Origin of the sequence: Tritonibacter sp. AK171 (assembly GCF_030127025.1) — a bacterium.
GTDB classification, from domain to species: Bacteria; Pseudomonadota; Alphaproteobacteria; order Rhodobacterales; family Rhodobacteraceae; genus Epibacterium; species Epibacterium mobile.
Window position 1 is genome coordinate 88180 of sequence record NZ_CP126134.1, and the last position, 14766, is coordinate 102945.

Here is a 14766-nt window from a genome sequence, read left to right on the forward strand (position 1 = left end):
CATCTTGCCCTTATGTCGGCGCGGCGCTAGGCAGCGGGCATGACGGTATCCAGTGAGTATTGCCCCCCGAGCGACCCGCTCGACATCCTGCATCACGATGCGCAAATCCTTGTGGTCAACAAACCCGCAGGGCTTTTGTCCGTGCCGGGTAAAGGAGAGCACCTGTCGGACTGTTTGATCAGCCGTATTCAGGCCGCTTTTCCTGAGGCGCTTTTGGTGCATCGGCTCGACCGCGACACGTCAGGGGTCATGGTCTTTGCGATGACCGCACATGCCCAGCGTCATCTGGGACTGCAATTTGAAAAACGCATGACCAAGAAAACCTACGTTGCCCGTCTGACTGGCAAGCTGGAGCCGCGTTCGGGGACAGTAGATTTGCCGCTGATCGTGGATTGGCCCAACCGTCCGCTGCAAAAAGTCTGCAAGGAAACCGGCAAGCCTGCCCATACCGACTGGAAGGTCATAAGCCACGGCGAGGATGAGACGCGCGTGCGGCTTCAGCCCAAAACTGGCCGGTCACATCAGTTGCGGGTTCATATGCAGTCGCTTGGCCATCCGATCCTCGGGGATCCTCTTTACGCCAGTGGTGCAGCGCGGGATTATCCACGCATGATGCTGCATTCCGAAGAGCTACGCCTCAAACACCCCGAGGGCGGTGCGTCGCAGAAATTTCGGGCTAAGGCGCCGTTTTAATCGTGGCCTTGGGCTGTGTGCGATAATGCCGGGGTGTCTGGCCGGTGACTTTACGAAATTCGCGCTGAAAATGGGCCTGATCTGCGTAGCCACAACAGAACCCGATCTCGGCAAGACTTGTGGTGCTGCGTCGAAGCATCTGTGAGGCAAGGTCCGTACGCATATGGCGCAACGTGGCCGAAAAACTGCCCCCCTCAGCCAGTAGATACCGCTGTAGGCTCCGGGTTGAGAGGCCAAGCGCTGCGGCCGTATCCTCCAGCCGCCACGCCCGTGCAGGATCGCTTGCGATCAACCGGTGCAGATGATCGCTGAGTCTCTCAGACTCGCCGGTATCAATGGCAGGGAGCGCCGGTAGGCCTTGCCAGCGGATCTCTCCTTCGCGAGAGGTGCGCACCTCTAGCCCCGCACGCTCCATCAGCGCATGCAAGACGATCAGCTGCGCCTCAATATCTTGTCGGTTTGCGGATGGATCGGCTCTGAGATGGAGCTTGTTTTCATCCAGTCCCTCCAAGTGCATCTGTGTCGCGATGGCGCAATACCGTTGCAGGCGGAGGAACTTGCCACAGATCACGCTAGGGTCAGGGATCGAGGTGACGGTACGCACCACGATTGTCTTTGATATCGCCAGAGCCCCTCGGATGTCATCGGGCGTTGCGTCGCTGGCAACATTGAGCCCCAATGCGGCACGGAAATCCATTTTGTACCTCCCGGCATGTGCCGGCCTTCTGTGTTCTTAAAAACAAATCTAACAAATCACCAACCTTCCGGTCGCCGCAGCAAGCCTTGCAAGTTTGAGTGAATGTTTGAAGACAAATCTATGTGTAGTGCCGGAGAACAAAAAAGAACCGCCCCAAAGGGCGGCTCCAATCGCGATATGTAACGGTCAGGTTTCTGGCGTCCAGCCGCCTACGGCTTTGACTTCCATAAAGTCCTCCAGCCCCCAGACGCCACCTTCGCGGCCATTGCCGGACTGTTTCATGCCACCAAAGGGAGCACCGGCGCTGCGGGATTTACCGTTCATTTCCACCATGCCGGAGCGCAGAACCCGCGCCAGACGGTTGGCGCGCGCACCGTCCTGCGTCTGCACGTAGTTGGTCAGGCCGTACGGCGTGTCATTGGCGATCTCTACCGCTTCTTCCTCGGTCTCGAACGGAATGATGGTCATCACCGGGCCAAAGATCTCTTCACGCGCAATGGTCATCTGATTGTTCACATCGGCAAAGATCGTGGGCTTCACATAGTATCCCTTGTTCAGGCCGTCGGGGCGACCGGTGCCACCAGCGACCAGACGTGCACCCTCGTCGATGCCCTTCTGGATCAGATCCTGGATCTTGGTCCATTGCAGCTCATTGACCACGGGGCCGATATGGCGACCTTCTTGGGACGCGGGGCCGACTTCGACCTTATTGGCCACTGCGGCGGCTTCTTCGACCACGCGGTCGTAGATGCCTTTTTGAACCAGCATGCGGGAGGGCGCGTTACAGCTCTGGCCGGTGTTCTGCATCATGTGCAGCACGCCACGTTTCACGGCCTTTTCATCGGCGTCGTCAAAGACAAGGTTCGCACCTTTGCCGCCCAGTTCCAGATGCACTTTCTTCAGCGTGTCCGCTGCCGCCTTGGAGATCGCGGTGCCCGCGCGGGTTGAGCCGGTGAAGGACACCATATCCACATCCGGGTGCGACGAAAGCTGGGTACCAACGCCCGCACCATCCCCATTCACAAGGTTGAAAACACCAGCAGGGAAACCGGCCTCATCCACCAATTCCGCAAAGATCATCGCGTTGAGCGGGCTTTGCTCAGACGGTTTCAGAACCATGGTACAACCCGCAATCGCAGCAGCGCCAAATTTCAGCGTGATCTGGTTCATCGGCCAGTTCCACGGGGTGATCAGCGCCGCGACACCGACGGCCTCGTAGATGATGCGGTCGTTGGGGGCGTGATCGCCAAGCGGGCGTTCGAACTGGAAATTCTTCGCGGCCTCGATAAAGCCGTTCAGGTGCCAGGTCCCGGCGCCCACCTGGCTGGAGCGCGACAGATCGATCGGTGCGCCCATTTCGGTCGACATCGCCTGTGCCAGATCCTCGGCACGGGTGTTGTAGACCTCGATCAGCTTTTCCACCAGCGCGATGCGCTCTGACGGTGGGGTGGCCATCCAGCCGGGCAGGGCGGCTTTGGCGGCAGCAACGGCGGCATCCGTGTCAGCCTGACTGCCCAGCGAAATTACCGTGCAGGGTTCTTCGGTGGATGGGTCGATAACGGCACAGTCATTGGCTGCCGAGGGCTGAACCCACTGGCCATTGATGTAGAATTCGCGTTTCTCAAGCATGGTAGGCTCCCTGATCGAGGCTTGGAATTTGGCCGACTGGCGGCCATCTGGCGCCACTGTGTCAGCGCCGGTGCTGCGCGGCAAGTCAGATTTTTGATCAAATTCTGAAATCGCGCATACTCCTGCCGACACGCCGGTAAGCTGCGACAAATTCAAAGGCAGGCGGGCTATGCCCTTTAACCCCCGGAGAAAGCGAGTAGGGTTGCCTCAGCGATTCACGCGACTTCAGACAAGAGGAGCACTCAAATGGGTTTGCGTATTAACGACGTAGTGCCGAATTTCACGGCTGAGACCGATCAGGGAACCATCACCTTTCACGACTGGATTGGTGACAGCTGGGCGATCCTGTTCTCGCATCCCAAGGATTTCACTCCGGTCTGCACCACCGAATTTTCCGCTGTGGCGCAGCTCTCTGAGGAGTGGGCCGCACGGAACACCAAAGTCATTGGCGTGTCCGTCGACAGCGCCGAGGATCACCGCAAGTGGAAAGGTGATATTGAGAGCTATGGTAAGGCCTCCGCTGGCTTCCCGATCATCGCAGATGAGGGGCTTGCGGTATCAAAGGCATTCGACATGCTGCCCGCCGAAGCCTACCTGCCCGATGGCCGCACGCCTGCCGACAGCGCCACCGTGCGTTCGGTCTTCATCATCGGCCCGGACAAGCAACTGAAGCTCTCAATGACCTACCCGATGACCGTGGGGCGGAACTTTGCCGAGATTCTGCGGGCGCTGGACGGTCTGCAAATGTCCGGCAAGGGCGTTGCAACCCCCGCAAACTGGGTGCCCGGCGAAGATGTGATCATCCCGCCTTCGGTCTCCAATGAAGATGCAAAAGCGAAGTTTGGCGAGTTCGAGACCATCTTCCCTTACCTGCGCAAAACAAAAGCGCCGCAGTAAGCCTGTCGTTCGAGACCCAAAGAAAAGACAAAAGCCATCGCAACTGCTGCGATGGCTTTTTTGTTCTGGATCAGCACAAGCGCGCGCCCTTACGGGGTTGGTTGAAACGGACGTTTTGCGTCCTGTGCATTTCGTGCGTTCCAGATGCCACGCAGATAAGCCCAGTTTTTTGCCCGTTTGCGACGGGACAGCAGTGTCACCGGGGATAGCAACTGCGCGAGTGCCTCTCGCAATGCAGTGCCAAAGGCGTTGGGCATGCCATGTTTGCGGCAGGCATACACACGGGATTGCCCCATGTACCATGCCTTCAGCGCCGCTGTCTGGGGCGACCTTACAGTCGATTCACCAAACAGATGGACAACTTCTGCCGTCGTCACCAACCGCAATGCGCCACAGCTTTTTTGCAGGCGCAGGCTGAGATCATCATCTTCGTGATAGAGAAAAATGTTGGGGTCGAACCCCTGCACCTGCTCAAAGGCTGCCCGCCGCACAAAAATTGCCGACCCCTGCAACACTGGAATCTCGCAGTCAGCCTGCGCCGCATCCCGTGACAGCCATTGGGATTTGGCAAGCAGTTTACTGCGTCGTTTGAAGGCGATCTTGCCGTTGCCCTCTCGCAGACGCGGGTTGAAGGCGCAGGCCTCAGGATGTGCATCCGCCGCTGCCAGTAACGCATCCACTGCGCCGGGCGTAAGCTGCGCGTCTGGATTGACGAAAAAGAGAAACTCGCTGGTTGCCTGCGCAGCCCCGAGATTACAGCCCGGTCCAAACCCGATGTTGCGTTCCGATATGATCAGTTCTGCACCATAGTGTTCGGTCAATGCGCGCGTCGCGCTCGGGTCATTGGAACCATTGTCCACCACAATGCAGGTCACATCCTCTGGGACCGACGCCAGCAGCGTCGGCAGAACCGCAGCAGAATTATAGGCAACAGTGACGAGCGTAACGCGGGTCATATCGTCCCTTTCAGTGCATCGGGGGGAAAGCCATAAAAAATGCCCGGGAGACATCGCTCCCGGGCACCTTATGTCAGATCAAACTGTCGTGGGACAGATCTTACTCTGCATCTTCTTTCTTCTCGGCGACGATCTCTTCGCCGGTTTCCTGATCCACAACTTTCATGGACAGGCGCACCTTGCCGCGATCGTCAAAGCCCAGGAGCTTCACTTTCACTTCCTGACCTTCCTTCAGCACATCGCTGGGGTGGTTCAGGCGGCGGTTTTCGATCTGGGACACGTGCACCAGACCATCGCGCTTACCAAAGAAGTTCACGAAGGCGCCGAAATCGACGATCTTCACAACCTTACCGGTGTAAACTGCGCCTTCTTCCGGCTCTGCCACGATCGCGTAGATCATGTCATAGGCCTTCTGAATGGCTTCGCCGTTTGCGGAGGCAATCTTGATCACGCCATCGTCGTTGATGTCGACCTTGGCACCAGAGACTTCAACGATCTCGCGGATGACCTTACCGCCGGAACCGATGACTTCACGGATCTTGTCGGTCGGAACCTGCATGGTCTCGATGCGCGGTGCGTGCTGCGAGAACTCGGACGCTTCGGTCAGCGATTTTGCCATCTCACCAAGGATGTGCAGACGACCCGCTTTGGCCTGAGCCAGCGCGTTTTTCATGATTTCAGGCGTGATGCCCGCAACCTTGATGTCCATCTGCAAGGAGGTGATGCCTGCTTCGGTACCCGCAACCTTAAAGTCCATGTCGCCGAGGTGATCCTCGTCGCCAAGAATATCGGTCAGGATGCCGTAGGAACCGTCGTCTTCCAGCACGAGGCCCATGGCCACACCGGCAACCGGTGCTTTCAGCGGCACACCTGCGTCCATCATCGACAGCGATCCACCACAGACAGAGGCCATGGAGGAGGAGCCGTTCGATTCGGTGATCTCGGAGACCACGCGGATGGTGTAGGGGAAGTCGGTCGGTGCTGGCAGAACCGCCTGCAGCGCGCGCCATGCCAGTTTACCGTGACCGATTTCACGACGACCGGGCGAGCCCACGCGGCCCACTTCACCAACCGAGTAGGGCGGGAAGTTGTAGTGCAGCAGGAAGTTCGATTTGAAGTTGCCGTGCAGCGCGTCGATGAATTGCTCATCGTCGCCGGTGCCCAGCGTGGTCACCACGAGACCCTGTGTTTCACCACGGGTGAACAGCGCAGAACCGTGTGTACGCGGCAGAAGGCCGGTCTGGCACTCAATCGCGCGGACCTGATCCAGTGCACGACCGTCGATGCGGCGACCGTTCTTCACAACGTCGCCACGCAGAACAACGGATTCGAGCTTTTTCAGCGCGGAGCTGAGGTTGCCGTCTTCCCGCTGCTCTTCGGTCAGAGACGCGATGATCTCTTCCTTGGCGGCGCCAACAGCAGCAACACGTTCCTGCTTGTCAGAGATCGCATAGGCTGCGCGCATCTTCTCTTCGCCCGCTGCTTTAACGGCAGCATAGAGCTCGGAGTAATCCGGCGGGGTGAAGTCGAACGGCTCTTTTGCGGTTTCTTCCGCGAGCGAGACGATCAGATCGATGACCGGCTGGATCTGCTCGTGTGCGAAGGTCACGGCGCCGAGCATTTCTTCTTCGGTCAGCTCGTAAGCCTCGGATTCGACCATCATCACGGCGTCTTTGGTGCCTGCAACAACAAGGTCCAGACGCTGCTCGGGGTTGAGGCGCAGGTCCTGCATGTCGTCGACGGTCGGGTTCAGGATGTACTCGCCATCCTCGTAACCGACGCGCGCACCCGCGATCGGACCCATGAACGGCACGCCAGAGATGGTCAGCGCCGCGGAGGCAGCGATCATCGCGACGATGTCGGGGTCGTTGACCAGATCGTGGGACAGCACGGTGCACATCACCAGAACTTCGTTTTTGAAGCCGGGAACGAACAGCGGGCGGATCGGACGGTCGATCAGACGTGCAGTCAGCGTCTCTTTTTCAGTCGGACGCGCTTCACGTTTGAAAAAGCCGCCCGGAATCTTACCGGCGGCGTAGTATTTTTCTTGGTAGTGCACGGTCAGAGGAAAGAAATCCTGACCGGGCTTTTGTTCGCGGGCGTAGGTCACGTTGGCCATGACCGAGGTTTCGCCGAGGGTCGCGATTACGGTGCCATCTGCCTGGCGCGCAACCTTACCGGTTTCCAGTGTGAGCGTTTCTTCGCCCCACTGCATTGTTTTCGTTGTTACGTTGAACATCTATCGTATCCTAAGTCGGAGCGCTCCCAGGCGTATCCCGGGTCTCCTAATTGCGTGGCGGCCCCATTGCCGCCGACCCTTATGCTATCTTTCTTTCGCGTGCCGGGGTCTGGGCACATCGTCTCAGATAGTTCCGCCCATACATGAGTTCGTCGCAGAAAGAAAGTGTTCGCTTGCGATGCGCCGCGCGGGATTAAACACGAGCGCTGCGGTTCAGGGTCTTACGTTCGGCGGCATCCAGCCGGGCCAGGGCGGCCTCTGGCGACAGGCCGTCACGGCGCGCGGCTTGCCAGATGCGCTGGCAGGACTGCGCCGACCAGGGCAATGCGGCCTCCTGCAGCCAGGCGCGCAAAGGTGCGGGTAGACGATCATAAGCTGCCATTGGGTCCTCGCGCCTGCGCCGGGTGGGCAGTGCGACTGCCCCCCGGTTGCCGTTCTTATCCCGACGTCGCATGGTTACGCCGCCTGATCGGCCCGCCGCCACAGCGGGAAGGGATCGTCCAGATCCGCGTAGTCCGGCAGAGTCTCGGCCGTTGCTTCTGGGATCAGGCAGGCATCCAATGTGGATTTGATCGCGGGCCAGTCGATGCCTGCACCGATGAACACCAGTTCCTGACGGCGATCGCCAAAGGGCTCCTGCCAATGCGCCTGCATATAGTCGCGCGCCTGCTGGTGGGTGGGCCAGCGTTCTGCCGGGACGGAGGCCCACCATGTCCCCAAGGGCGCCACGCTTGATAGCGCCCCCGCGAGCGAGAATTCCGCCACCCACTCGGGGCGGGTGGCAACCCAGAAATGGCCTTTGGCGCGGATCACGCCGGGCAGATTGCCGTTCAGCACCGCATGTAGTTTGTTCGGGTCAAACGGCGCACGCGCGCGATAGACAAAGGACGCGATACCGTATTCTTCGGTCTCCGGCACATGATCGGCAAAACCATAAAGCTCCTTGGCCCACATCGGGTGCTCGTGTGCCTTTTCAAAATCAAACAGCTTGGTGTCGAGGATCTTGTCGGCAGGCACTTCGCTGAAATCGGTCTCGATGATCTCGGCATCTGCGTTGAGGCTGCGGATGATCTTGCGCGCGGCGTCTACTTGTTCGGGGCTGGCAAGGCTCACCTTGTTCAGCACCACCACATCCGCAAATTCCATCTGGTCGGTCAGCAGATGCACGAGGGAGCGCTCGTCCTCTTCGCCCAGCGTTTCGCCCCGGTCTGCCAGCAGGTCGTGGCTGGCAAAATCGTTCAGCAGGTTCACCGCGTCGACCACCGTGACCATCGTGTCCAGACGCGCCACATCCGAGAGGCTCTCGCCCTCGGCATCGCGAAAATCAAAGGTCGCGGCGACGGGCAGCGGTTCCGAGATCCCGGTGGATTCGATCAGCAGATAGTCAAACCGCTGTTCAGCAGCGAGGCGGCGCACCTCCGCCAGGAGATCATCGCGCAGGGTGCAGCAGATGCAACCGTTTGACATCTCCACCAGCGTTTCCTCGGTCTGGCTCAGGTCTGCGCCGCCCTCACGCACCAGATCGGCGTCAATGTTGACCTCGCTCATATCGTTCACAATCACCGCCACCCGGCGGCCTTCACGATTGTTGAGGATACGGTTCAGAAGCGTCGTTTTGCCCGCTCCGAGAAAGCCAGAGAGGACGGTAACGGGAAGGCGGGGATCGGACATCTGCGACTCCTGTGTGAAATGTTATAATGTAACAATCACGAAGTGCAGAAAGAGGCAAGCCCCCTGAAATGAAAAACCGCGCCCACCAATTCAAGGGACGCGGTGTGTTCGTCCACGGTCAGATGCAGATCAGAACCGCAGGCGCGCGGTCAATCCGATGGTACGACCCGGCTCATTGAGCGGCACGACGCGGCTGTTATCAAGCCCATCCGCGCTGCGGCTGTAATAGGTCTCATCAAACAGGTTGCGCACGTCCAATCGCAGTTCAAGATTGTCGTAGCGAGCCGGTGTGTAGCTTGCATAGAGGTTCACGACCTCATAGCTCGGCAATTCCGGTGTGGTGTCGTCGTTGCTGAGTGCGATCTGTGCAGATCCACCAACGCGCCATTCCGGTGTCAGCTCCATTCCCGTTTCAAGCGCGATGATATGCCCCAGCGGACGGCCGAGATAATAGGCGGTGGACGTGATGGTCGCATCATCCACCTCAACATCCGCGTAGGTCCAGTTCACCCGCGCAAACCCATTGGCCCAGTTGTATTGCAGGGAGGTATCAATCCCGCGGCTCTTCAGATCAGACAGCTCTCCGCGCGCACCACCCGAGGGCAGAACGGCTGCGATATCGTCGACCTCCGTCTGGAACAGTGCCGCGCTTGCTTTCCAAGTGCCGTTGTCAAACCGGACCCCGAGACGCGCAGATTTCGCACGAGAGGACGTGAAGCCAGTATAATCCCAAGGCGTGAAGAAATTCACCAGACCCGCTTCCCCCAGTTCATAGCCGCCCCATGTCGACGCAATGCCTGCATTCAGCGACCAGGTGTCAGAGAGACGCACATCCACCGTGCCATTGATGCTGACGCCGGTATCGGAGAACTTGGTGCCGTCGGCTCCGGTAAATTTCTGACTGTCGATCCGCGCGCCGTAGCTGACCGAGAACGTGTCGTTCAGATCCTGACGGGCCTGCGCAAAGACGCCGGTATTGCGTAGCGTCTCTTCACCGCCACTGCCAAACGCGCCGCCAGTGCGCCCCTCAGCCGTCTCGCGGAAGAAGTCCAAACCGGCCGTCAGATTGCCGCCAGCAATGTCAAAGCGGTTCTTGAACGTCGCGCTGAAGCTGGAGTTCACCCCATAAGAGCCAATCGCGTCGATTTCCTGCTTGTTGTAGCTCAGCTGGATCTCGGGGTTCCACATCCCGCTGGCTTGCGTGTTGCTATACCCCAGCGTGTAGGAGGTGCGCCGGGAAAGCGCCTCGATAAGAACGCTCGGACCAGTGGTGAGGCCGCCAAAATCGGGACGGATAAAATAGACACCCCCCGGTCCCGGCTGCGCGCTGCGCGGGCCGCTGTCTTCGGTGCGCGAGGCTGCGAATTCGAACCGGTGACCTTCAAGGCTCTCATAGGCGACTTTGCCCACATAATCCGTCAGCTCCGCGCGGGTGCCGAGGACGACCACGCCGTCGCCATCTTCATAGTCGTCGCTGCTGCGGCGGGTGTGGCTCAGCACATATTCAAAACCGCCGTTGATACCGTAGATGGTCAGCGAGCCGTCTTGACTGTTGGCGTTGCTGTCGGTCGACAGGCGCAGGCGCCCCCCAAAGGTGTCACCCGCTTCCAGCAGGTCGCGTGCATCCTTGGTTTCATAGGCAATCGCGCCCGCGACAGCGCCTGCACCTGCGTCTGCAGGGGCCAGACCTTTGCTGACTTCGACACGTTTCAGAAGCTCAGGATCAAGCAGCACATTGCCGGTATGGTGAAATGCGGATTTGTTCTGCCGCGCGCCGTCGATGGTGACGGACAGAAGGCTTTCTTCGATCCCGTTCACATAGACCTTTTGCGCGATGGCCGCGCCGCCGCCCGTGGTGATCGCACTTTCCCCCACAAAGACATCTTTGGTGGAGGAGGGGTTGCGCGCCTCGATCTCGTCTTCGGTGATTTCGTCATTGCCCAGAAGGGTCTGAGCATCTGCAGCCTCGACCCGAATCTCTTCGAGTTCGATAACGCCACTGGCGTCCTGAGCCCCTGCCGTCGTGGCAAAAGGCATCGCAGTTGTCAGCAACAGGGCTGTCAGTTTTTTGGTGGAGATGCGCTGCATCTTGTGTCTGTCCCTCTACAATTGGTGTCATTGCGGGGGACGGGACGAAGGATCGACCCTACCTGGCTAGAGTTCGCTCGATCTATGATAAGGCGACAAATGCAGCAATTGTGATTTTTCGCCCGTGACCACTGCCCGTGACCTCTGGGCAACACATCTGCCGCACTGCGGATTGCGCATAAAAAACGCCCGCACCTGCAAGAGGGCGGGCGTTTCTTGACCGAAGTCCTGAGCGGCGTCTTAGCGACGGATGCCCAGTTTCTTGATCAGGTCCTGATAGCGCGCTTCTTCTTTGCCCTTCAGGTAGTCCAGCAGCTTACGGCGCTGAGCAACCATCTTCAGAAGGCCACGACGACCGTGGTTGTCCTTCTTGTGGGTTTTGAAGTGCTCGGTGAGCGTGTTGATGCGCGAGGTCAGGATTGCGACCTGGACTTCCGGAGAACCGGTGTCGCCCTCTTTGGTCGCGAATTCTTTCATCAGGCGTGTTTTTTCTTCTGCAGTAATCGACATCGGGGTCTCCTTCGTAAGGTTAGAGTGGATGGCGCAGGCCGGGATGTCGTCCAGCGCAGGCCCATGGAGAGTCCCGAGGCGGCGTTGATTCCACTTCGGGATGCGGGTGATTACGGAATTCGGCTCCGTTTTGCAAAGGAAATCCACAGCACAGGCGTGTTGTGCTGGCGGAGATCGTCTTGACGGGTGTCGGCGGGCTGACTAAGTGCGCTCTCAGGTTGAGCACGAGAGAGCCATGAAATTTATCCGTTAGCGAAGATTGCAGTGAGTCCCACGTCGACCGTTCGGATCTGACCGGTCGAGACTTCAAACTGCTACAATCGGAGCGCAAGAGGCTGTCTCTTGCGGATAAAACCTATGGAAAAATCTCAACCCGTTCAGGGGTATCTCTGCCGTGATGGCTTTACGCTCGGCTACCAAATCGAAGGGGAAGGCGACCCGCTGCTGATCATCGGCAGTCATGTCTTCTATCCGCGTGTGTTCTCAAAGGATTTGCGCCGCACACGACAGCTGATCTTTGTCGATCATCGTGGATTTGCACATGCAGACCGCGTGATCGAGCCGTGCGATTGCACGCTTGAGACCATCATGGACGACCTCTCGGCCCTTTGTAGCGCGCTTAATCTGATGCGCGTGGATGTGTTGGGGCATTCCGGTCACGGGTATATGGCGCTGGAGTTTGCACGCTGCCGTCCGGATCTGGTTCGCAAAACCGTGGTCGTGGCCACCGGCCCCAGCCACGCGCCCGAACATATGGCGCATGGAGAGCGTATCTGGGAGATGCTGGCCGCGCCGGAGCGAAAACAACGGCTGATGCAGGATCTGGAGGTTATGCATCACCGCATCGAAAGTGAGCCCGAACAGAGGTTCATTTGGATGTGCCTCGGCCTTGCTGCCCGCAGTTGGTTTAACCCCTGTTTTGATGCCACGGACCTCTGGCAGGGGGTCCAGGTCAACATGCCGGTTTTTGACGCCCTTTGGGGAGAGGCGTTTTGCAACTTTGATGCGGCAGGCGCGCTGCTGGCGTTAGAGCAATCGCCCCTGATCTGTCTGGGGCGTCATGATTACCTCGTGGCGCCGGTAGAGACGTGGTTGCCTCTTGTGCCTGCAAACAATGCACCGGAGTTTGCGTTGTTTGAAAGCAGCAGTCACACGCCGCCATTGGAAGAGCCGGAGTTGTTCAATGATGTTTTGCAAAGATATTTGGAGTGAGTACTGAGATCCGTGGGCGACTGATCTAGTGTTTCTGAGTGCTGTCCCACGCGCATAACTTCAACTCCGGGAGAACTCCCGCCCATGTTCGTGTCCTCACGGACCCATCACATGGTTGGGCCCTGCGCCGCGCTGGCCTTTCAGGCCAGCGCGGCGCGGGTCGCTTTGGGCAAAGCCCAAAGCGAAACATCTCAAATTACGACAGCGCAACGCGCGGATGATCCATCAATTGGCTAGATATGGCGCTATTCGCCACACAGGCGAATGGGAGCGATTGACTACTGAGGGAGTGGCAAATGCGCGACGTCGCCCTCATCGGCTTCCACCAGAAAGATATCATCAGCCGTCAATGCCTCGGCTCCTGTAAGGCGCATGGCTATCTCTCCATCCAGACGCAGAATCGTCTCGCCGGGGGCATCGGGATCCGGTTCCAATTCCAGATCCGGAACGCCCTGATCGCCATCGTAAACCAGCAGCAGCTGGTCCTCAGCAATGTCGAAATCGATTAACTCGACTGTGCCTGCTGCGATCCAATCTCCCAGAAGAATTTGATCTGCACCATCTCCCCCGGTCACGACGTCTGAGGCACCCGCGATCAGCGTGTCGTCACCGTCGCCGCCGTTCACAAAATCCTTCTCCGCGCCGTCATCTGCCCCACTCACCACATCATTGCCGCGCCCCCCAAAGAGCGCGTCTTCCCCGGTGCCACCAAACACCAAATCATCGTCATCATTGCCATGGACTGAATCATTGCCCGCGCCCCCTTGGACAAGGTCATTGCCCGAACCGCCATGCAGGGTGTCGTCGCCCTCATCCCCTTGAATACGGTCCGTGCCCAATCCCCCCAAAAGAGAGTCATTGCCCGCGCCTCCCGCAAGCGAATCCTGGCCCGTCCCTCCGTTCAATGTGTCGTTGTCGTCGCCGCCTTCCAACGTGTCTTGACCTTCGCCGCCGTAGAGGTCGTCATCGCCCGCCCCTCCTTCAAGGCTATCATCGCCGCCAAAGCCATTGATCTGGTCATCGCCCCCCAAACCAAGCAGCGCGTCATCCGCATCGCTGCCCGACATGTGATCAAGTTCATCAGAGCCGATCAGCACGCCGCCATCCTCGATCCCGCCATCCTGGGGCGTATCGTTCTCCGTGTCGCCAGTGTCGGTGGTGGAAACGCCTTCCGTCGGGTCTTCGTCGGCCTGCCCGCCGGATAAAAATACCTCTGGCGAGACAATCGTACTCCCGGAGGTGTCTGCCTCTGCGGTCACGTCGTTGTCTTCTGCTTCCTCGTCGTCGGATTCAAAATCGATCATGATCGCGCTGCCCACGGCGACGATCCCAAGAATACTGGCCAACCACAACACCGAACTGGTCCACTTCGTTTTAAACACACTTAACCGGGATCAAGAGTGCCACAAGCATGCGGTCAAAATCCAAACAAAACGGGAACGTCGGTTAATGAAACCCTTATAGGTCAACATCTTGCTGCCAAAGCAAGGGCTTCTGTGCGTAAGAGATATAGAGCGGGTGTTTGGGGTGGCCGGCTTTGCTTAGGCCCAGGTGGTGCAAAGGGCGGCCCGTGGCAAGCAGCCTTGCGGCAACGTCGGGGCCTTGGTTGCGATGCGCGCCATGGGTGCCCCACGCACAGATTACCATGTCCGCCCAATCCACCCCGGCAAGCAGAACCGACATATTCTCCGGCCCTTCCGGATCGCAGGCCGCACGCATGTCGCGCGGATCGGTGGCGCGATAAGCAAAGATATTGGTGGCCTGAAACCCGCCAAACCCCAAGGCGCGGGCGCGCCTCTCGCAGCGCTCGATGGTGGGGTCGTTCTGCACCTCGGTGGCTTTGGATGGGTTGAGCATCACAAACATCACCTTTTGCCCCTCTGGGTCCCAGACGCGTGTCAGGCTGTAGCGATAGGTTTCGCAGTCCGAATAAACGGCGGTGGAGGGCGCGTCGCCCTTGATGTGATGGCGGGTTATCATCGTGACGGTTTTGGCGTATCGCTGCGCGCTGTGCAATTCCCCATGGAAATGGCCTGATCCCGCGGTTGAATTTCTGTATTTAGTTGCTGGATGAGTAGGTCAACGCATATGACTCATTGTTTCGTGTGCGAAACAATGAGTCAGCGTGTTTTCTCTATCATTTAGATGATGTTAACGGATCTACCGCGGAGGTG

At 58.7% G+C, this 14766-nt stretch carries 13 protein-coding genes; 3 read left to right on the forward strand and 10 right to left on the reverse strand.

Translation table 11 applies throughout. The annotated features are described in order from the left end of the window. Positions 1-39: 39 nt before the first annotated feature. Positions 40-693, forward strand: a complete 654-nt coding sequence (locus tag QNI81_RS00410) for an RluA family pseudouridine synthase (protein WP_065330115.1) — start codon at positions 40-42, stop codon at positions 691-693. Here QNI81_RS00410 and QNI81_RS00415 read toward each other — a convergent pair. Both QNI81_RS00415 and QNI81_RS00420 read right to left on the reverse strand, forming a co-directional pair. Beyond that, a complete protein-coding gene (locus QNI81_RS00415; protein ID WP_283967025.1) occupies positions 677-1390 on the reverse strand; it encodes a helix-turn-helix transcriptional regulator in 714 nt (237 codons plus the stop codon). The genes QNI81_RS00410 and QNI81_RS00415 overlap by 17 nt on opposite strands. A 186-nt stretch (positions 1391-1576) precedes the next feature. Beyond that, positions 1577-3019: an aldehyde dehydrogenase family protein gene (locus tag QNI81_RS00420; RefSeq protein ID WP_283967026.1), complete on the reverse strand. Its 1443-nt coding sequence runs from the start codon at positions 3017-3019 to the stop codon at positions 1577-1579. Positions 3020-3265: 246 nt separating this feature from the next. On the opposite strand from QNI81_RS00420, the gene QNI81_RS00425 reads away from it, so the two are divergent. Continuing rightward, the gene (locus tag QNI81_RS00425; protein WP_009177442.1) at positions 3266-3916 is read left to right on the forward strand and encodes a peroxiredoxin; all 651 of its coding nucleotides are present in this window, start codon (positions 3266-3268) and stop codon (positions 3914-3916) included. 89 nt (positions 3917-4005) lie between these two features. Here QNI81_RS00425 and QNI81_RS00430 read toward each other — a convergent pair whose 3' ends face one another. The 6 genes from QNI81_RS00430 to rpsO all read right to left on the reverse strand — a co-directional run bounded on the left by QNI81_RS00430 (position 4006) and on the right by rpsO (position 11380). Beyond that, positions 4006-4872, reverse strand: coding sequence for a glycosyltransferase family 2 protein (locus QNI81_RS00430; RefSeq protein WP_283967027.1), 867 nt, complete (start codon positions 4870-4872; stop codon positions 4006-4008). A gap of 100 nt (positions 4873-4972) precedes the next feature. Then, positions 4973-7111: a polyribonucleotide nucleotidyltransferase gene (gene pnp / locus QNI81_RS00435; RefSeq protein ID WP_126136133.1), complete on the reverse strand. Its 2139-nt coding sequence runs from the start codon at positions 7109-7111 to the stop codon at positions 4973-4975. 193 nt (positions 7112-7304) lie between these two features. Beyond that, positions 7305-7565 (reverse strand): DUF6525 family protein, encoded by a 261-nt coding sequence (locus QNI81_RS00440; RefSeq protein WP_227431736.1) that lies wholly within the window; start codon positions 7563-7565, stop codon positions 7305-7307. 2 nt (positions 7566-7567) lie between these two features. Beyond that, positions 7568-8782, reverse strand: a complete 1215-nt coding sequence (gene zigA / locus QNI81_RS00445; protein WP_065330111.1) for a zinc metallochaperone GTPase ZigA — start codon at positions 8780-8782, stop codon at positions 7568-7570. 129 nt (positions 8783-8911) lie between these two features. Beyond that, positions 8912-10870, reverse strand: coding sequence for a TonB-dependent receptor domain-containing protein (locus QNI81_RS00450; RefSeq protein WP_283967028.1), 1959 nt, complete (start codon positions 10868-10870; stop codon positions 8912-8914). Positions 10871-11110: 240 nt separating this feature from the next. After that, complete coding sequence (gene rpsO / locus QNI81_RS00455; RefSeq protein WP_005607207.1) at positions 11111-11380, reverse strand: 30S ribosomal protein S15; 270 nt, start codon at positions 11378-11380, stop codon at positions 11111-11113. 357 nt (positions 11381-11737) lie between these two features. Here rpsO and QNI81_RS00460 point away from each other — a divergent pair, with 357 nt between their 5' ends. Beyond that, positions 11738-12592 carry an alpha/beta fold hydrolase gene (locus QNI81_RS00460; RefSeq protein WP_283967029.1) on the forward strand — a complete coding sequence of 285 codons (855 nt, stop codon included), beginning with the start codon at positions 11738-11740 and terminating at the stop codon, positions 12590-12592. Between the two features lie 278 nt (positions 12593-12870). Here the strand turns inward: QNI81_RS00460 and QNI81_RS00465 are convergent, their stop codons facing one another. After that, positions 12871-13947, reverse strand: a complete 1077-nt coding sequence (locus QNI81_RS00465; protein ID WP_283967892.1) for a calcium-binding protein — start codon at positions 13945-13947, stop codon at positions 12871-12873. A gap of 103 nt (positions 13948-14050) precedes the next feature. Continuing rightward, positions 14051-14572 carry a DUF1643 domain-containing protein gene (locus tag QNI81_RS00470; RefSeq protein ID WP_283967030.1) on the reverse strand — a complete coding sequence of 174 codons (522 nt, stop codon included), beginning with the start codon at positions 14570-14572 and terminating at the stop codon, positions 14051-14053. Positions 14573-14766 lie beyond the last annotated feature (194 nt).